At 32.6% G+C, this 18,903-nt stretch carries 16 protein-coding genes; 5 read left to right on the forward strand and 11 right to left on the reverse strand.

Annotated elements, in window-relative coordinates; genetic code table 11:
- The first annotated feature begins 41 nt into the window (after window positions 1-41).
- The gene (locus tag V1503_RS02685; RefSeq protein WP_410624637.1) at window positions 42-1,055 is read left to right on the forward strand and encodes a cytochrome D1 domain-containing protein; all 1,014 of its coding nucleotides are present in this window, start codon (window positions 42-44) and stop codon (window positions 1,053-1,055) included.
- Between the two features lie 128 nt (window positions 1,056-1,183).
- Here V1503_RS02685 and V1503_RS02690 read toward each other — a convergent pair whose 3' ends face one another.
- The 6 genes from V1503_RS02690 to V1503_RS02715 form a co-directional block, all read right to left on the reverse strand.
- Window positions 1,184-1,729, reverse strand: coding sequence for a hypothetical protein (locus V1503_RS02690; protein WP_410624639.1), 546 nt, complete (start codon window positions 1,727-1,729; stop codon window positions 1,184-1,186).
- Window positions 1,730-2,083: 354 nt separating this feature from the next.
- Complete coding sequence (locus tag V1503_RS02695; protein WP_410624641.1) at window positions 2,084-2,536, reverse strand: hypothetical protein; 453 nt, start codon at window positions 2,534-2,536, stop codon at window positions 2,084-2,086.
- Window positions 2,537-3,119: 583 nt separating this feature from the next.
- The gene (locus V1503_RS02700; RefSeq protein ID WP_410624643.1) at window positions 3,120-4,958 is read right to left on the reverse strand and encodes a TULIP family P47-like protein; all 1,839 of its coding nucleotides are present in this window, start codon (window positions 4,956-4,958) and stop codon (window positions 3,120-3,122) included.
- A 12-nt stretch (window positions 4,959-4,970) separates the two neighbouring features.
- Window positions 4,971-6,407 carry a TULIP family P47-like protein gene (locus V1503_RS02705; protein ID WP_320259493.1) on the reverse strand — a complete coding sequence of 479 codons (1,437 nt, stop codon included), beginning with the start codon at window positions 6,405-6,407 and terminating at the stop codon, window positions 4,971-4,973.
- Window positions 6,408-6,431: 24 nt separating this feature from the next.
- Window positions 6,432-8,441 (reverse strand): TULIP family P47-like protein, encoded by a 2,010-nt coding sequence (locus V1503_RS02710; protein WP_410624646.1) that lies wholly within the window; start codon window positions 8,439-8,441, stop codon window positions 6,432-6,434.
- Between the two features lie 148 nt (window positions 8,442-8,589).
- Window positions 8,590-10,521 carry a TULIP family P47-like protein gene (locus tag V1503_RS02715; protein WP_410624648.1) on the reverse strand — a complete coding sequence of 644 codons (1,932 nt, stop codon included), beginning with the start codon at window positions 10,519-10,521 and terminating at the stop codon, window positions 8,590-8,592.
- A 1,255-nt stretch (window positions 10,522-11,776) separates the two neighbouring features.
- Here V1503_RS02715 and V1503_RS02720 point away from each other — a divergent pair.
- From V1503_RS02720 to V1503_RS02730, 3 genes are all read left to right on the forward strand, one after another.
- Window positions 11,777-12,694 carry a GH25 family lysozyme gene (locus V1503_RS02720; protein ID WP_410624650.1) on the forward strand — a complete coding sequence of 306 codons (918 nt, stop codon included), beginning with the start codon at window positions 11,777-11,779 and terminating at the stop codon, window positions 12,692-12,694.
- Between the two features lie 30 nt (window positions 12,695-12,724).
- Window positions 12,725-13,105 (forward strand): DUF4257 domain-containing protein, encoded by a 381-nt coding sequence (locus V1503_RS02725; protein ID WP_320259489.1) that lies wholly within the window; start codon window positions 12,725-12,727, stop codon window positions 13,103-13,105.
- Between the two features lie 348 nt (window positions 13,106-13,453).
- Entirely contained in the window at window positions 13,454-13,624 is a 171-nt protein-coding gene (locus V1503_RS02730; protein ID WP_320259488.1) for a hypothetical protein, read from the forward strand.
- A 1,017-nt stretch (window positions 13,625-14,641) separates the two neighbouring features.
- Here V1503_RS02730 and V1503_RS02735 read toward each other — a convergent pair.
- The 5 genes from V1503_RS02735 to V1503_RS02755 form a co-directional block, all read right to left on the reverse strand.
- Window positions 14,642-15,421, reverse strand: a complete 780-nt coding sequence (locus tag V1503_RS02735) for a 3'-5' exonuclease (RefSeq protein WP_410624653.1) — start codon at window positions 15,419-15,421, stop codon at window positions 14,642-14,644.
- A gap of 201 nt (window positions 15,422-15,622) precedes the next feature.
- Complete coding sequence (locus V1503_RS02740; protein ID WP_320259486.1) at window positions 15,623-15,724, reverse strand: putative holin-like toxin; 102 nt, start codon at window positions 15,722-15,724, stop codon at window positions 15,623-15,625.
- Between the two features lie 207 nt (window positions 15,725-15,931).
- A complete protein-coding gene (locus V1503_RS02745; RefSeq protein WP_410624655.1) occupies window positions 15,932-16,393 on the reverse strand; it encodes a hypothetical protein in 462 nt (153 codons plus the stop codon).
- 309 nt (window positions 16,394-16,702) lie between these two features.
- A complete protein-coding gene (locus V1503_RS02750) occupies window positions 16,703-17,026 on the reverse strand; it encodes a hypothetical protein (protein ID WP_320259484.1) in 324 nt (107 codons plus the stop codon).
- Window positions 17,027-17,480: 454 nt separating this feature from the next.
- The gene (locus V1503_RS02755) at window positions 17,481-17,630 is read right to left on the reverse strand and encodes a hypothetical protein (RefSeq protein ID WP_410624657.1); all 150 of its coding nucleotides are present in this window, start codon (window positions 17,628-17,630) and stop codon (window positions 17,481-17,483) included.
- A gap of 533 nt (window positions 17,631-18,163) precedes the next feature.
- Here V1503_RS02755 and V1503_RS02760 point away from each other — a divergent pair.
- Window positions 18,164-18,409, forward strand: coding sequence for a hypothetical protein (locus V1503_RS02760; protein WP_410624659.1), 246 nt, complete (start codon window positions 18,164-18,166; stop codon window positions 18,407-18,409).
- The last annotated feature ends 494 nt before the right edge of the window (window positions 18,410-18,903 follow it).

Below are 18,903 nucleotides of genomic sequence, written 5' to 3' on the forward strand. Positions count from 1 at the left end.
ATATATTAAATTAATAATAAATGATGGAGTGGGTGATTTTTATGGGGTTGGCTTATGTAGCAAATGTTAATTCCAATAATGTATCTGTGATTGATACGAAGACACATGAGGTAATTGCTACTGTACACGGTGTGACTGAACCAACTGATATAGCCATCACGCCTGATGGAAAATTAGCTTATGTTACGAGTGATAGTAATGGAAATATATATGTTATAGACACCAAAACGCATTCTTTGGTAGCGACAATTGGCACTACCGTACAAACTGCTCAAACAGTTTTTACGCCTGATGGAAAATTAGCTTATGTTGCGAGTAATGGTTTTATCTTTGTCGTAGAAACAAAAACGCACTCTATTATTGCGACAATTCCAGGTAATTTTGGTTTCGTGATATCTATCACACCCGATGGTGAAATTATCTATTTTGCTAGTTCTAATTCTACAATTTCTGTTTTGGATACAAAAACACATAGTGTGATTGCTACTGTGCCTGTGCCTCCTGCTTCCACTTTTCCACGAGTAACTTTTACTCCTAATGGAAAAATCGCTTATGTTGCAAATGACACTGAACCTGGGACCGTTTCTGTCATTGATGTGAAAACTCATTCCGTTATTGCCACTGTGTCTGTTGGGGAGAATCCACGGGTAACTTTTACTCCTAATGGAAAAATCGCTTATGTTGCAAATGATGATATTCCTGGAACTATTTCCGTCGTTGATGTAAAAACTCATTCCGTTATTGCCACTGTGTCTGTTGGAGATGAGTCAGAGGATGTTTTTTTTACACCAGATGGAAAAATTGCTTATGTTACTAACGATAATACTCCTGGGTCTGTTTCCGTCATTGATGTGAAAACGCATGCTGTTATTGCGACTGTTTTTGTTGGGAACGAGCCAGAAGATCTTGCTTTTACACCTGATGGAAAATTAGCTTATGTTGCAAATGACTTTGATCCTGGAACTGTTTCTGTCATTGATGTGAAAACTCATTCCGTTATTGCCACTGTGTCTGTTGGGGTTAATCCGGAGGCTGTTGTGATCATACCGAATTAGTTAATACAGAATAGTAAAGTAAATGTGTGATGGTTTTGCTATTAGTAAGCTATACTTGAATATGGTATTCATGTATATACAAAGAAACTGACGTTATTTATCGTCAGTTTCTGGGAGTCTTCATTTCTCTAAGATAACTGTATTACCCTAAGAGAGGGTTTCATAAAAGATATGGTAGTTCCTGACACTAAAGATACCTCTGTACTAATTGTTTGTCCAGCATTTAAAGATAGTATAGTGGTTCTTGTGATTGTATTTTCTGTAACAACTCCTGGATCTCCCACCATTCCTATACTTGTGTCAGATCGTAATACACCGTCTATTGTTAAATCAATTTCAAAATTATATCCTGAATCATCTGCATCGAATACTATAACTGTAAATGAAATTTCGTAGTCACCAGCATTTTGCACAGTAATAGAGAGAGGGTTAAGTGTAGTACCACTAAAAGGCCCTGGGGTGTCATATGCTCCTCCCAAGGGAGTAATTGGTTGCGCATCCACTCCAGGAAATGGACCTCCATCATCTCTTAAAACTCCGTAAGTTAAAACTCCTGGCTGTCCTGGTGGTCCTGGTGGCCCTTGAAGTCCCATTGGCCCTTGTTTCCCCGGTGACCCCTGTGGTCCTTGTGGTGGTGGTGGAACGACCCTGCATTTACAATCTTTATCTTTCATTAGTAATTGTCACCTCCTATAGTTGTATATACTTTATATTTATGATTCTTTTCTATAGAAGGTTGGACTAACAAGTTTAGCGTGGCAAAAATATGCTTTAGTCTTTGTTAATAATGGACAAATGGAGCTAAGCTACTTATAATGCAAAGTAGATTGCTGATTATGTCAAATAAAAGGTCCCAATTTTTCATTTATGAAGAACAGCCGACTCATTAATCAATAAGTTTCCTAATAATTTATAATCAAACAGAAAATAATAAATATATTTTAAATTTTCAAAATTCCATTGAAGGATTTACATCGTATGCAAATAATACCTATAATATAACAATTATCTCTATTATGTTTCTTTAATTAATCTATTTCATTAATTAAGTCAAATACCTCTTCAAACTGATTCCATTTGACAGTAACTTGTATAATTTCATTCTCTTGAACTTTTGCACTACCTTTACTAGAATCAGTAAATATTTTCTTGGTTGGTGGTTCAGTAAACGTTTCTCTACTATTAACACCTACAGAAGATGTCTCATATGTGTACTCTAAAGTCTCAATTTGTGAAAACTCATTGGATCCTCCAATATACTCCAATATGAACTTATCATCTTTTTCATGATCATACGTGAGCTGACCCTTTTCATCTCCCCAGATTTGTGTGCCTGTTGTAACAAATGTTGCTTTCCAATATTCCCCTTCTGGGACTGGTGGTGGTGGCACTGGTGGCGGTGAGAACTGTGATCCAGCTCCAGATGGTATTTCTCTTAATAAAATTTGTCCACCTGAAAGATGATAGTGCGTATTGATCATTTAATGTCATTTGGAGTACCTCACCAGGAATGGTGAGGTACTTTTTTTCCTAGCACACATCTCAGTTTTATCCTTAAATAGCAGTAACCATAATTTCTATTATGTTCCATATAACCTTGTTAAGAACTTTATTTTTTCCCGATTAACTAATTAATCACTGGGCATTATGGACAATACCCATAAATATCCTATTCCTAAGAATCCAATTGATATAGTAAGAAAAAAGATGGATAGATTAATGATCCATCTTTTTTTGATATCAAACCCTAAATTTAACATTATCACACCGATGATAAGTATAAAAATGTTAATATGAATTATCCCAAATTCTACACTCCTTCTTTTTGTTCATTCATATAGATATATTACGAAACACAATATCACTTGTGTTTACTTAATAGGGAAATTCCAGATAGTCTTTACTAGCCTCTTGCGCCATTTTTTTGAATAACATTGATTAAAATTCGGTATAACAGTTGAGCTGTAGTCTACGTTTACATTGTTTAAGTTACAACCAGAATTTGTAAAATAAATAATTAAAAATTGTTCTAAGGGGTTTTGTTCCTGAATCCTTTTTTCTAACCTAGGTTGTTGAAAGTTCTGGATTAGATACATAGATAGAACCATGTTGTCCAACCTCTTTACCTGCTGGATACAAAAATGTGTGAATACATTCACTATCCAACTTAAAAGGAACTGTAACTTTATATTGACGCCAATCATTACCAACAGAGACGCTTTGATCTAATTGTTCCGTCTTTTCATTATTTCTTAATCTTAATGTTACTGTATGTTCTACATCAGATTTCATCCACACGCTAAATGTATATGTCTTCTTTTTAGGGTTTTTATCAATTTTATGATGAATATTTTGCAGTACATTTTTATGATTAGTTGTTGTTACTTTCCACACATAATTTCCATTGAAGATGTCATCAACAGATTCAATATTACAGTAATAAGTACTAAACTGAGCAATATCCAGCCAGTCCACATAATCACCTTTTATATAAAATGATTGTGATAACCCTGCGTCTTTTATTACAAAATTATTATTGGATCCAGTCCATGTAACAAAATCAACACCTAGATTACCTAAAAAAGACGTACCTCCATGTAATGCCAATGATTTTGATACAGATTTACTAACAGCATTTGTTACCGTTGCCATTACTAAATCTACAATTCCTATTACAATAGGTCCACCAATACTTGAAACAACCCAATCATACCAGGGAATATGTTTTGAATATTTGACTTTTGGCTTGGGATCTTTGATAAAGTTAATGGTCATTTCAGATGAATTGAATTCGCATTTATTTTTACTAGTGATAGTGAAAGTCACTGATGCATTTGCTAATCCAGTTATAGCAAATTTCCCAGATGCTTTAGATATAAGATAGTTATCTGAAACAGATATAGTTAGATCGGTGATCTTAGGATGATATGTTTCTAGTCCCTTCTTTATGGAACCACAACTTAGACTTCCTTTATTTTTTATTTTACCATTCGTTCTATTTATTCCTTGATATATAAAATTTGAAGATGTTGCTCCATTTCCAAATGAATCTGCTAATTCGGGCATAATGATATGTTTAAGAAAGAGTTTATTAGAGATCAACATAAATATCCCGTTCTTGTTGTCTAGTAATGTTGGATCAATATCATCCTTTAGTTGTGTTGGATCATCATGTGAGGTTAAGCCTAATATTGATAAGTAACCCTCATTCATATGTGAAGGCTTCTTATAAACGTAGTTAACTTGTTTTGGTGCTAACCAATTAAATTTAGTGTTTTGAGTTTCAAAGTTTATGTTTGAAAACACATAGGAAAGTTTCTCTTTATTTTCAATAAATAGCTCGGGTAAATAAACCTTTAACATTGACCATGTATTTAGTGATGTTTGACTATTGATTTTATTTGTAGAATCTGGTTCTACAGTGGTCACCGCTCCGACAGTCGAATCTCCAACCTTTTCTCCTTTAATTTGAACGTTAAAAGTAAGTTCCGTAGAATTAACATTAAGGGCACTATTTATAAAATGTAACTGCATTTCCATAATGGGGTTAATTCCACTTATATCATAAACGTTATTACTACCAATTTTTAAGGATCCAGATTTTATTGGCGTTGAAAACCATAACAATGAATTTGAACCATTTAATTCAATTTGCCATGGGTTAAAAACCCCATGTATTTCCACATCTCCATCTGGATGTTCTGGGTCTTTCTTTACGAAACTGAAATCAGTAATAACTTGGTTCATGTTATTTTTTAATTGTTTGTTTATTCTATCAATTGAACATACATATAACGAATCCCAGCCCATAGTATCCATAGCATACACTCCTTCCTTTAGCTTAGTCTCTTTAAAAATTCTTATAGCAGTCACATCTTCAATGAAACTGCTATAAGATTCCATCTGGTAAAAGTCCTAGCTACTAGGATATAGAGTACCTCCTAATTGAAATGGCCCATTTAATCGTGCTATATCTAGTTTAAATATTTCTGAGATTGACCACTTAATAGGATTAGTTGCATTAAATGAGAGTAAATCTATAGAAGGTGATGTATCCTCATTTAATGATTGAATGATTTCTGGTTCTAGATCAGCTGTTCCCAGTACTAAACCTAATAATAATGAACTTGCTACAAATGCAATACCATCTGTTAGAATATCTAATATACCAAAAGCAATGATTCCAATCGCTGTCTCAATCCACTTTTCTATTACCGGAGTATTATTAACTGTACCATGTATAACAATTGGGCTTTGATATTCACTATAAATGATTGATTGACCATTTTTATTATTCTGTAAAGTAAGTGTATACTTGTGAGTAGTTTTACACCAAGCTGTTATATCAGAATTTACCTTAGTCTCGGTATACCCATTTAAGACGATGAGATTTCCTTCTAATGAAATTTCCATATTCTTCATATAAGGAGTATAAACATCTCCATTATTTTTAACCTGATCTAACCTTATTGATTTACCAGACTTTAATTGTAATAGTGTTTGATATATTCCTGTATCAGGATTTGACCCCACCACAACTTCATAATCACTTCTTTGTGAGTTTTTCCATTTTGACGTAATATTTGGGAGGATTAAATCCTTTAATAATCTTTCCTTAGAGATAATAAATCCTGCCTCACTATTTTCAGGAATGACGAAAGGATCTATTTGTTGAATTTGTTGGACTCCTGCTTGTCTACCACCTGTCATACACAACACGCCAAGTAAACTATTATCTTCTGAAGGACCATTTGAATAAGCATAATCAACATAAGAGGGCGTACACCACGCCCAATCTGCATCTTTATCAATCATATTATTGAGGTTAATAATAGCAAAAACATGGTCAAAATCTATCAAGTTTTCATTTAACCAATTAATAATAAGGCTACTCATTACAGCATTTGCAGCTTCATCTCCAAAAATATCCACTGAGGATCCACTTGGAGGAACGTTAGCAGTAAATTTCACCTGTCTGACTACAGGATCTTCAGGAGTTTCTGAAGAGTGCCTTACTTTTAAGTGCTTTTGTAATGAGTTCTCGTTATCAGTATGGTCCAAAAACCTTAACTTTACTTCAACAATCAATTCTCCACTTTCTAATTGATAATTTCCTAGTAGTTGACTATTTCCACTAACATTTTTTATAGGAAGGGAAAGCCAAATTAATGAACCATCTCCACCCTGTTTAATCTGCCAGTCTTTAAAATCTCCACTAATGGAATTTCCTTCATTATCTTGAAATGAAAATCTAGCAGGAGATGATTTTTGATCTATTATATATTGATTTACCTTAGAAATAGGAATAGCAAAAACTGTGTCCCAGTTTAAAGTTTTTGTTTCATTAACCATGAAGAAAACCACTCCTCTCACATTTTAATTTTCAGAGGAATCTTTATCTTGTATGACTGGCACTAGTTCCCCTCCAAGTATAAGAGATGAATGAAGAGATGCTGTTTCTAGTTTAAAGCCACTGTTTTCTGGCCACTGAACTGAATTAACGCATGTTTGTCCGAATTCATCTATCGATGGAACTTTACTCCATTTTTTCTTAGCCATATAATCAATGAGTTCAGGAGCTGATCCTATTGGTCCACCAATTAATGCAGAATAAAATCCGTATCTTATTCTGTATTTATGTGATTTCAGAAACTCACCCATCTTTCTTGGACTTTCTTTAATTGCGTTTTTAACTTTATCATATTTACTTGTTTGTTCTTCCTCAGCTGTACCATCTTCAGTTTGACCTGCTTCTTCGGCATTTTCTGCACCTTTATCCAATGCATCTTCTGTTTCAGGGAATTGGTTTTTAAAAGCATCCCAATCATCAGTGAAAAACTCATCTGGTTCTTCGTTTAATAGTGAATAATCACCACTTTGTTCAAATTTAGCCCAACTATCTACATTAGAACCATAATCATTTGCTAGTAGTGGTTCATCAAGTTCATCATATGCTGAGCGAAAAGTATCAAAGAGATTATTACCAACTTCTTTATTAAATAACTCCTCGTCTTCAGGGGACATAGCATCAGAAACACCTTTTGCAGATTCAAATAAATCTGTTGTTGCTGTATCTTCCCCGTTTGCCGCTGCATCTGCTATGCCTTCATCTACATCTTCTGCCACAGCGTCAGCAACTTCGGCAATATCCTTTAACTTACCAACATATCCTATTAAACTCATTACAACTATAGAAACTGCTATAGATATGATTTGTTCTTTCAAATCTGCTTTATTTGAATAATTTATATTAACTATAGGGTCTTTTAATTCATCCAATTGTAAAACGTTTCTATAAGTATTTCCATCTGCATCTGTTCCTGATCCAAGAGAAACTCCATAATGTTGAATAACATGTAAGTGAGCAGTAACTTGCTTATCAACAGGGAAATTCAAATCAGTAAATTCTACTTTTATTTCACTATTGTCAAGAGTCATAGTAAAGCTTTCAGCAGGTATTTTTGCATCATATATCTTCCCATTGACATCTTTAAAACTTGTCCAATGCATTTCATTTTTATTTGTAATTGTTAAGCCATCATCTTGAATTTTATAATCTTCTGGTTTTGATCCTAAATTCATAGCAAGTACACCTGCACGTAACCAATTTTCTACAAATCTAGTATCACTTATAGCAAAAGCTGAACTAGCACTAGATGCTGGTATCATCCTGGCATCAATATTGTGCCCCGTAACAGGAGGTTTCCTATCTTCGGTCATTGCTAAAACTCCGAAAACACTTTTCTCTAAATTCTCTTCCTCGTCTTCACTTTCATTATAAGAGCTTAAGGCGTAGTGGAGTGAAGTTGGTTTTAACCATAAGAATTGTCCTTTTGCTGCTGATTGACCTACAATAAATTTTGAAAAAACATGTTTAAAATCTGTAAGAATGTTCTTTTCAAAGTAATCAAGAAATAGTTGATTACCAAGAGCTTTTGATACCACCGAATTATAATTAAATTCTGCGTTCTCTAAACTTACAGTAGGTACGTCCGGATTATCACTTTTTTGAATCATAAGGTTATTTTGTCTTCCTGTACCTTGGATTGAAAAGAAATCAAAGTAATCTTGTTCTTTTTGCTCAATAAACGTAAGTTTAACCTCAATTTCAACCCATCCACCATCAAGGGTCGTTACAGATTTATCAACCCCACTGATATATAATCCATTTAGAACTGGGCATTTTAACACTAAATTTTGGCCATCGCTTTTAGTTGTAATTTCCCAATCTCCCCATGCACCATTTATTTGGCCAAGTTGAGGATCTTGATAATCGAAGCCAGCAGGAGTTGACCCTAAGTTTCTTATAGCATCATTCGCATTTTTGTAACTAATGGCATAGGTAGTATCCCATCCAAATAGATCGATAATCGGATAACTGCTCATAAATAAGTACTCCTCCTTTAAGTTCTATTTTTTAGAACAACACTCATTTAGAAAATTCATTTATCCACGCTGACCAAAGTTAAAAACTGTATTCTTTGATAAGCGTGGAAGATTATTAGAATAACTAAAGTTAGTCGTTCATTTCTTTTTACTTTAAGTCACCAACTAATAACATATTTCCACCTACTAATTGAATGTCTGTTAATTCGAACTCGCTGTCGTTCGCCCACTGAACTGAAGTTACAGCTTGTTCCGTAAAGCCTTGAACTGTATTTGTTTTTCCTAATGTTACATCTGGATCTGTAAATTTTCCATCTGACCAATCAACCAGTGTTTTAATAGCACCGCCTATTCCTGAGATTGCGATAGCTGCTTTAAGGTATTTTGTGTGAAATGTTCTTCCTGAAAGGGGTGTTCTCCAGTTCCTACTAACCGGCTCTGCCTCAAAGGATGAAATTACACTAGGGTTACTAGAATCTATAGGGATAGTTACTAGCGAGTCTGATCTAACACTCCCATCTTCAGCAAAATGACTCTCATCGTCAGAGTCCAATACTAACGATGGTAGACTTTCCGATGATCTTACAGATGAAATTACTGAACCATCATTTTCATCTACAAGCAAAATACCATTTTGCGCATCCAGTAGAGATCTAGGTGATAACAATAATGATGAGTTTTGAGGATCTAATGATGCTACATTCTCTTGTGTTAATGAGGCTATGGACGCCGAGTCTACATCTTGTTGTGCTAGCTCTATTAAAGGGAATCTACTATTTATAGGCATTGAAGCAATTTGTGAATCCTCATTAAGAGATACGACGTCAACATTAGCTTGATTTGCCTTATTCAAGCTTTCATCAGTTATTTTTTCTGCCTCAGCCTTAACAGCATCCTCTGATATAACCTTAAGTCCTAAATATTCCCCGACCTTAGTTAAACCAAAGCCTAACCCTGCAGTTAAAAGAGGTAAACCAATATCTAGACAAAGGTCAAGGATTAATTCCCAATTACCAGTTGATGATATATCTATATGAGGGTCACTATTATCGATCTCAACTAATGTAAGTAGTCCGTCCTTACCAACATGAAGTTGATAAGTTTGTGTGTATTGCATAGATGCATTATAGTGCTTTTCATCTGAACTCCAATTAACACCATCAAATGATGCTTTGAGTGTATTTTGAAATAGTGACAAGCTGTACTGTCCAGCTTCAACAGAAATATCTACTGTTTCGTTATTAACTTTGGCCTTAGCCCAATTGATTTTTTTAATATTTTCTATGCTTGTTCCATCAGGCCTTATGTCAAAATAACTTTCATCAACATTAAAAGCTTGTACAACTCCTGGGAGAAGCCATTTTTCCAAAAATAACCTAGGTGCAATGGCAAATGATGCTTTACCGTCCCTTAACATCCTTTCATCTATACTATGAATGTTGATTGGACGTGGATTTCCTTCTGTCATCATCATGATTCCTATAACACTTTTATTTAAATCCTGTTTTTTGTCTCCTGTATTTATTGATGAGATAGCAAAACTAACATCTGTTGGAGTTAACCATTTAAAAGTTTTATCTTTTGATGCGTTCATAAAAAATATACTAAATACGTGTTTAAATTCTGTTATATTTTTTTGAAACCATTCTAAAAATAACTCTTTAAAAATAGCTTGATCAGCTCTCTCCATGTTGGAAAAACTGTGACCAACAATACTAATTGATGTATCATTGCTTATTACTAATTTCTGTATATCTTTTTCCTCTTCTGTTAAAATTTCTTGTAAAAATGCAAGTTCTACTTCGATAGTTATACTTCCACCATCAAGATTTTCATCATTTTGTGAAATACCTGTATACGTTCCGTCAACTATAGGGCAAAGTAGAGAAAGGTTCCTGCCATCACTTTCTGTAGTAATTTCCCAATCTCCCCAATTACCCGTTAACGTTATAGTTTTATCATCACTTTCTGCGTTAAAACTGTCAGGGGTACTTTTTAATTCTTTAATAGCATCATTAGCAGTCGCAAAGCTTGATCCATATACAGTATCCCATCCAAATAATTCAATCGTTTCACTCATCGTTATCCCCTCCTAAATATTCTTTTAATTATTTTTAATACAAAGAAATCTGAGAGCCAAAAGATACATGAGGAATTTATATGCTTTATCACCCCCTTTAGTTGTAATAACGTTTATTTTTGTGATTATTATAAATGTTCAGATAATAAAAATGACAATTTTCGCCTAAATGGTATGAATTATCATATCCTATTTGTACTGCATTAATATAATCTTAAATTGAGTGATTGGTGTTCTATCCACTTTTATAACCAACCAATCAATCTAACCATTCGTATTTTGTTAGCCAAAAAAATAGAAGGATTTTGATTGGTTGGAAAAAAATCAACTACAACGGAATAATTTTCAGAAATTTGAAATTATAGTTACAACTACATGTTACGCCATATTATAATCAACTGAAAAACCCCAAAAAGAGAGCTATTATTCCATTATTCACTAAAATAATACATAATTCTACAATATTCGACATTTTTCGTTAATTAACATAAATATATTTATTCTTATTTTGTAAAAATATACTATTGCTATTATTAAATAATAAAGTAATTAATTTTAGATAGAGGTAAAATAAGGTAAATTAAGTCAATTAATCCCAAAAACATAAAATAAAAGCACTATAAATGCTTTTTTATAGAATGATGTTACGTAGTCTAGTTACTTGATATTTCAACAGCTTTCTAGTTAATAAAACTAGAATCCCACCCTTTTATATCTCTGATTAAAACATCAGTTAGACGGTGATGTCTCAAAGAATAAATAATCCACTACTTCAAAAACTCACTAAAAAAGAGTAATGAAGGTTAAGAATGCTACCTGTTATATGATTCTTCCACACATTCACCTTTCGAAGATCAACACAAGGAAATAACTGGTATATTTCTTAGTTTTTTTGCTTTGATCACTCTCTACTTTGGATACTTAAACACTTGACCGGCATTCATATTAAAATATTTCAGAATATCTTTCTATGTATATTTATGTAAATTATCTTCTGTAAATTATTCAACTATCTCATATCAAATTATATGTTCTCTCCCGCAAAGGGTACATAAAACCTATGTATTAGTTCTTTTTAGTGGATTACTATGAAAATATTATATTTGTGATACCCCTCATTATAGATCGATATGGTATGTATAAATAACAACATTTCTAAATATTCAAAAATTTTATTTAATATAATCAATAATTCCTTTACAATGAAAATGTCAGGTAGTAACCCATCCAAATCCACTAGTAAAGGAGAGAGATTATGCAAAGTAGAAACCCAGAAAATAATGTTAAAGGTATCGATGTTTCTCACTGGCAAGGGAAAATTGATTGGAAGGATGTTAGATCTGATGGAATAGAATTTGTTTATATAAAAGCTAGTGAAGGCTCAACAATAAAGGATCCTAACGTAGAAAGTAACTATAATGCTGCTAAACAAGCTGGATTAAAAGTTGGTTTTTATCATTTTGGTCACCCTAGTCAAAGTGCAACAAAAGAAGTTAAATGGTTTTTAAGTGTTATATCACATTTTAATAACGATCTTCCGCATGTACTCGATATTGAACAAAAAGAAAACTTGGATAAAACAGATGTTACTAACTATTGTGAACAATGGTTAAGCACTATTAAAGATCTTACAGGAAAAGATCCCATATTATATACGTACGTTTCCTTTGCAAAAGAGAATTTTAATAATTCACTATCAAAGTGGCCCATTTGGATTGCACATTACGGTGTTGACACTCCTGAAAATATAGGTATTTGGGTAAAGTGGTCCATTTTTCAATATACAGATACTGGATCTGTAAAAGGCGTTGAAGGAAAAGTTGATATGGATGAGATGGATCGTAGTTTTTATAATACCCTGTTTTCTGAATTAGGAGAAAGCGACGATAGCATTTCTAAATGTAAATATATCCTACCTAAGGGTATTATTAAACGCGGTGATATTAGTGAAGATGTACAAAAAGTCCAAGAAGCATTAGCTAGTGTTTATTTTTATCCTGATAAAAATGCACAACAACATGGGGTAGATGGTGTGTTTGGTCCCAACACGGAAGATGCAGTACGTCGTTTCCAAGAAGTATATATCCCTAAACAAGTGGATGGTATTTTTGGACCAAATACTAGAGGGCAATTAAAATCCCTTATTCAATCAAGAGGGTGTCAAGTATTGTAAAAATCAGTCTAGAAGTAAGGAGGCCTCTGTATGTCACTTTTAGTTTTATTAATTGGTTCAGCTACTATTGGAGGTATAACAGGGTTTGTATCTCATTTATTGCATAATAAAAACAAAATAATAAAGCCAAGGAAACTGAAGTACTCTAACGATTTGGGTTTCTGGGCAGATATTATCTATGGTGCTATGGCTGCTGTATTTACAATCACCTATTTACTACCAGAACCTCAAGATGCTAAAACGCTAATTGCCTATTCAATTCTTGCTGGAATATCTGCTCAAAGTGTTCTACTTCATCGTAAAATTGATACAGAGCAGACTAAAAGCAAACATTTGCAAAAATTTACAGATATAGAGGATTCTCAACTAACAGTTGGCAAGAAAAGAGAGTCTACAGGTGATGAAAGTTAAGGAAAGCGTTATTTTATTTAGTTATGAGTTTAGAGTTGTGCGCAAGATGCACAAAGTGTAAAATCTTAATTTTGCTATAAATAAACAATCTTCTTTAAACGCAGAACCTTGGGTAGTGTTCGTTTTGTACATAACAATATGTTATGTGCACGAAAAAAGTTTCTAATAACTTCCAAGTGTGAAAAAGAATTTGAATGATAGCTTCCTTGCCTTTTTTTAAAGCCGTTAGGTTTTTGAACCCATAAAGCACCACTTCTAACATCCCATTAGTGTGTTAAGCGATGTGTAGTGCACAGAAAAATTTGGTATAATGAAAGTATAAGTAACACATGAAAGCAGGTGGAAGACATGTCCAAAGAGGTAAAGCTTAGAGACGTATTAACACCACAAGAGTCCAAAAAAATAGAAGAATTAAAAGAAACAATGAAGAAAGCTCCTAACAAAGCAGAAGTACATGGGATTGCAGAAGAAGTATACGAAATCTATGAAAAGGTACAAAGGAAACACAGTGGAAATTAATATAATCTAAATAAACCTTTGCGTTTATAGCATATGAATTGATGCGTGAGCTAAGTCATAGCTCGACTGAAACATCAAATTAATATATTAATTGTACAGATGAAAACAATGGTTCTTTCATAAGAACGAATTTATATTGGTCAAGCTTATTGTACAGATGTGAATTTAGATGTTTTTGTAATTTCGAAAAGATAGCATGATATTATAGTAGTTCTGTAATTTAATAGTACAATTGTTTTATTGAAAAAATGATATGAGAAACATAGATGATGAGTACATTTAAAGACCAAAGATTTGAAAGCGTCCTCGGTCTCAGATAGACGTTTCTTTAGGATCTTCTTATATAGTGAAATAGACCTCGTCTTGCTCATATTTAGTGAGGTCTATTTTTTTATTCATCCATTGTATTTACACCAACCATGCAACTAATGCTACAACCAAAGAAAAAAATCTCGATGCTACTATCAGCGCCTCGTATACATATCTACAAACTGACTTTTTGATAAGTTCGCTATATTAATCTTCTGAGTCCCCTTCAAACATTTCTAGCAGGTTCAAAACCTTAGATGTTATGGGGGAGTATTTATTATGTTTAAAAGTCCTTACTCTATAGAGGAAAAATGCGAGGCATTAACTTATCCTATCCCCTCCAAAACCTTTGTTTTTAGTAGTATGATTATTAATAATCCCTAACAAAATCAATATCCCAAAAACGATCAACGTAAGTGTAATAGTGTTCAGGTGTGATATATAACCCTAAATCCTGAATAATCATTAATTCCAATTCTGCAACTGTTACCCCTAATACTCAATTTTTTTTATCTGTTCATTTTAAATTCCCCCTTGTAATGGGGTAATATAGTATCATTTTTAAATTGCATTATCTCCTTAGGAAATTCATATAGAGCATCTTAGAACTGAGATAATATATTATGTTTTGTTTTAAGTATAAAAGACCGGCGATGCTTAAACATCTACGGTTTTTTATAGTTTAACATCCTACTAATCTAAATAAATTTAAGCTTGGTTCACAAATGAAGAAATGTATTTCCGTATGACTTTTACAGTTCTTGTATCAATTCTCGTTTTCTTTTGCAACTGAAAAAAACTATCAGATTCAAAAAATTCATCATCATATCCACTATATTTAACTGAGATCATCATATTATCAATAACTTTTTTTCCAAATTTAGAGAGTACGTAAGAACCGTTTTTGTTCTTTTTAATGAGAGGATTTAGAATAGGTTTGTGGTCAATATATTTTTTCACATCAACTATTTGTGATAAGTGTGACATTAATATATATGTATTATAAGCATCATTAAGTGCATTGTGTTGTTCTTTAACAAACGTTAGTCCTAGAAGTTCAATTGCTTTTGTTAAGCTTGGTGCGTGAGTTAGCTGCAACACATCCATAACGACCTCTTGAATATTTAAATGTCCCTTTAGTCCTTTCACATGAATCGCATATGTATAACAATTTTCAATTAATATTCGTAGGTCATTCTCCCCCCAGCTAACCATTATAAAGTCTTTACTGAAGTTCCAATTTCTAAAACCATATAGTACTTGTCCTAGAGACGGGGCACTTTTGATTGTTTTATTGGAGATACCAGTAAGTTCACTTATTCGTTTAGGTATGTAAGCATTGGGTTTGAAATGTTTAGAGAAAAACTTAACACGCGCTAAGTTACTTGGAGTGCTTGATTTTACTGCACCAAACTGAATGATTTCATTTTGTATATTTTTTCTTTTGTTACCTCTAGTGTATTCTAAATCGATTACAATATAATGCAAGAAACCCCTCCTAAACTAAATTTCCTTTAATAATTGCTATAGCACATTTGTTACAATTGAAAAAATATGGTATGATTGGTATAGAAAAAGAGTATGTTAAAAAGACCGAAGATGTTCCAGCATCTCCGGCCTCAGATAGACGTTCCTTTAGGGATCGGCTAAATTCAGAGAAATAGACCTCGCCCTGTGAGTAAGGGAGGTCTATTTTTTATTCATAGACTGCATATGCACGAACAATGCAACAAGTGCGATTATCAAAGAAGAGAATCCCAGTGCTACCATTAGTGCCTCGTATACAGTCATGTGGCGTCACCCCCTTTCTATCATGGGGTTAGCCGACCGCCCTTATAGAAACAAACTATCTTTCGCAATTATACCACAATTTTCCGCATAAAAGAACTTTTGTTCCTTTGTTTAATGATATATAATAACCTTTTTCTACAAGAACTAGTATCTTTCGTTTTGTGCGTATATGGACCAAGAATTCCGTGATTCACTCACTCTATAGCGTTATACACCTGGCATGATATTAGGATCAGCACCACACCATGTTTGATCATCATTTTCGTCAGTACATGGCTGAATCCAACAGATCCCAAATTGAAAAACCTTGTCCTTAGTTAATTTAGTAGTTTGATATTCTATTCCATTAGATAGATATTCTCCCGTAAAATCAAAGTAAGGATCATCAACAAATTCACCTTCTGCTCCAATTGAGAGCTTTATATAATTTTTATAAAAAGCAATCGATTCAAGCCTTTCACCACTCTGAATATCTCCTTTTATGTTTAAAGAAGGTAGACAGCATTTGATTGTTTGATTTTTATATTCAGTTTTATAGTTATATTGAATTAAGTACCTTCCATTCACATCAGGGGCCAACAGATCCATTTTTTCCAATTTAATAGGTGTGAAGTCAACTTCGTTTTCATTAACAAACAATTTTAAATGACCTAGCGGGGTTTCCAACATATCATATCACCTAATTTTTTATATTTAATCCTTTGAATTAAAATTGAGCTCTAAGTAAGGTAAACATTGAGTACTTGTTCAACCTCCATTATATAAGATATATTTATTGCAATTATTTAAATTATTATTCTATATTTTATATATAATGTTAAAATTAAACAATAAATAAAATGTGACTTCTGTCTGTTGAATGATAACAAAGAAATTATAAGTGGGTTATCGTAAAGTTCATCAGCGATTTTTCTTTTGCCCAAATAGTTAATAGATAAAAAGGTGCTTCCAAACGACATATGGACGGCCCCTGGTAGTTTAAAATAGATTAAAATCTAATTGGTTTTCAATCGGTGCCTTCTTTGATCGTTTCTTTTTATACTGTGTTAGATTTACTATTCCAATCATACCTCCATCATCTTCATGTGTATCTTCTTCAGATGAAAAACCGAAATTGAATAGTGATTCTTCATTATCAGAAACTTCATTTTCTGTTTGAGCATGTAATTGTTCAATGTTAGTAATACCGCACAGTCGTAGTGTTTCAGTTGTTGGTTTAAAACAAATTTTAATTAAAAGTATCTCAAAAAACTTGAACCTATCGCCAATAAAAAGGAGACATTTTGAAAAAAGATTGATCAAAATGCCTCCTTCTATTAAACGATAAATGATATTTTTTATAAAAAAGATTGATCAGTTTATACCCATGTTAATCCATATTCGCGCCATATTGTGGAATAATTTTAAAGGTAGATAATTAGTAAACACTACTCAACTTGTGTTTACTACTCATAATTTTTAGATAAGCTGGTTAAGGCTTGTGTTATTACTATTCGACAGTCATTTACCACTTACCTCAATAAAGTTTTGAGACTAAATATCCCTCATAAAACTTTCTGTAACTCCCATTATATAAACTAAAATTGAATATTGTATTCATTGATATACAGAGAAACTGAAATGAGAAATTAGTAGTGCTATCATAGAATTATAATGAAAAATATTGGAGGAACTATTCAGGACCTAAATGGAGAACATAATAAAGCAAAAACTACTCACTAAAAAAGAAGACAGTTTATAAGTCCTCATCTTAAAATTAAACTGGTATCATTAAACTAATCCCTCCGACAAATCGATCTGGTATAAAGGATGATTGCGAATATCTATTTGCTCTTGAATATAATATAATGACCAACAATATAAATAATACTAATATAAACACAGGCATTTCTTTCGATACACTCATTCTATTAGACATCACCTCCATAACTCTATACTTCATATTATTCTAAAAATATCTAAAAGTTATAGGCTTATTATGCTGACCAAGCGTATATTTTTAGTAAATGCGAACTCACCAACTTTTCGCGTAACACATACACTAAACAGATCACAAGGAATTTTTAAATTGTAGGAAGAACTCTTATTTAATCAGACTTAATTATTTGCTAACAAGATACTGAAAATAATTAATCCCATCTCTTTTACAGAAGTGGGATTTATAAAATGCTATACGACTCACTATCACTTGTGTTTATTTAATAGATAACTATCCTTAACATAGGTCAGATAGCCTTTACTACCTTCTTGCACCATATTGTAGAATAGTGGAATAAATGCATGTAAAGATCTCTTATTCTTTTATCTTTTGAGTAACCCTTTATATAAACCACAATCTATATTTTGTTAACAAAGCATTTACAAATTAGGAATATCATCTAAACAAATAATAGTTTAGCATGATCAAACATGGTACAATTATCCAAATGGAGGTGTGATATGTCTGAAAAAACTAATTATAAAGAAATTAAAGAACTTAACATACAACACCTAGAAAATGCTAAATCTTATGCTTTTGTTTTTATTCTAGTTTTCTCTTTTGTAACCATTATCTCCCCACTAGGTATACTTGAATCATTCGGAGATAACGCATTAGGAGCTTTTTTTGCAATGCTTATTTTATTGTTTGGATCAATAACTGTATGGCTTATTTCAACAATTGCTTTAGCAAATGTTAAAGAGTAGATTGGGAATTGCAAAATTATTATAATAATGCTCATGTTTACTGTTTTTATCTATAAGACAATATCTGTTTGAATACTTAATCTACTCTTTCTTACATGTTTTGGAGTGATGAGAATTAAAATGGATGCAGTTACACCATCTTTTAATTTCCTATCTTTTATAGTTGCGATGGTTATTTTATATTGGGTGATTAAACTAGCTGTTAAGAATGCCATCGATGAATCAAAAATTAATAAATAGAAAACATGTATTGTTTTTTTACACCTTCAAAATTGTTTGGAGGTGTTTTTTAAGAAACAACCTAAATTAATCTTTTAAGAATACTAGCCAGTGCGTTTTACTCCGCTTATTTCCAAACAACGGTTGTTGGACAAAATACTTTAATACATCTTTTGATTTATTTTGATTCTCATTCTATAAATAAGTGTTCGTATCTTTTATATATATCATTTTATTCAGCATTAACATACCAACTGTTTCATTATTTCTATTTA

Origin of the sequence: Nanhaiella sioensis, assembly GCF_046557775.1 — a bacterium.
In the GTDB taxonomy this organism is placed as follows: Bacteria; Bacillota; Bacilli; order Bacillales; family SM2101; genus Nanhaiella; species Nanhaiella sioensis.

What these genes read in the sequence shown, in the direction of transcription:
- V1503_RS02710 (WP_410624646.1), bottom strand. Translation starts at nt 8,441, where the DNA reads ATGAGCAGTTATCCGATTATCGATCTATTTGGATGGGATACTACCTAT.
- V1503_RS02705 (WP_320259493.1), bottom strand. Translation starts at nt 6,407, where the DNA reads ATGGTTAATGAAACAAAAACTTTAAACTGGGACACAGTTTTTGCTATT.
- V1503_RS02755 (WP_410624657.1), bottom strand. Translation starts at nt 17,630, where the DNA reads ATGAGTGTATCGAAAGAAATGCCTGTGTTTATATTAGTATTATTTATA.
- V1503_RS02730 (WP_320259488.1), top strand. Translation starts at nt 13,454, where the DNA reads ATGTCCAAAGAGGTAAAGCTTAGAGACGTATTAACACCACAAGAGTCC.
- V1503_RS02745 (WP_410624655.1), bottom strand. Translation starts at nt 16,393, where the DNA reads ATGTTGGAAACCCCGCTAGGTCATTTAAAATTGTTTGTTAATGAAAAC.
- V1503_RS02715 (WP_410624648.1), bottom strand. Translation starts at nt 10,521, where the DNA reads ATGAGTGAAACGATTGAATTATTTGGATGGGATACTGTATATGGATCA.
- V1503_RS02685 (WP_410624637.1), top strand. Translation starts at nt 42, where the DNA reads ATGGGGTTGGCTTATGTAGCAAATGTTAATTCCAATAATGTATCTGTG.
- V1503_RS02695 (WP_410624641.1), bottom strand. Translation starts at nt 2,536, where the DNA reads ATGATCAATACGCACTATCATCTTTCAGGTGGACAAATTTTATTAAGA.
- V1503_RS02725 (WP_320259489.1), top strand. Translation starts at nt 12,725, where the DNA reads ATGTCACTTTTAGTTTTATTAATTGGTTCAGCTACTATTGGAGGTATA.
- V1503_RS02720 (WP_410624650.1), top strand. Translation starts at nt 11,777, where the DNA reads ATGCAAAGTAGAAACCCAGAAAATAATGTTAAAGGTATCGATGTTTCT.
- V1503_RS02690 (WP_410624639.1), bottom strand. Translation starts at nt 1,729, where the DNA reads ATGAAAGATAAAGATTGTAAATGCAGGGTCGTTCCACCACCACCACAA.
- V1503_RS02740 (WP_320259486.1), bottom strand. Translation starts at nt 15,724, where the DNA reads ATGACTGTATACGAGGCACTAATGGTAGCACTGGGATTCTCTTCTTTG.
- V1503_RS02760 (WP_410624659.1), top strand. Translation starts at nt 18,164, where the DNA reads ATGTCTGAAAAAACTAATTATAAAGAAATTAAAGAACTTAACATACAA.
- V1503_RS02700 (WP_410624643.1), bottom strand. Translation starts at nt 4,958, where the DNA reads ATGGAATCTTATAGCAGTTTCATTGAAGATGTGACTGCTATAAGAATT.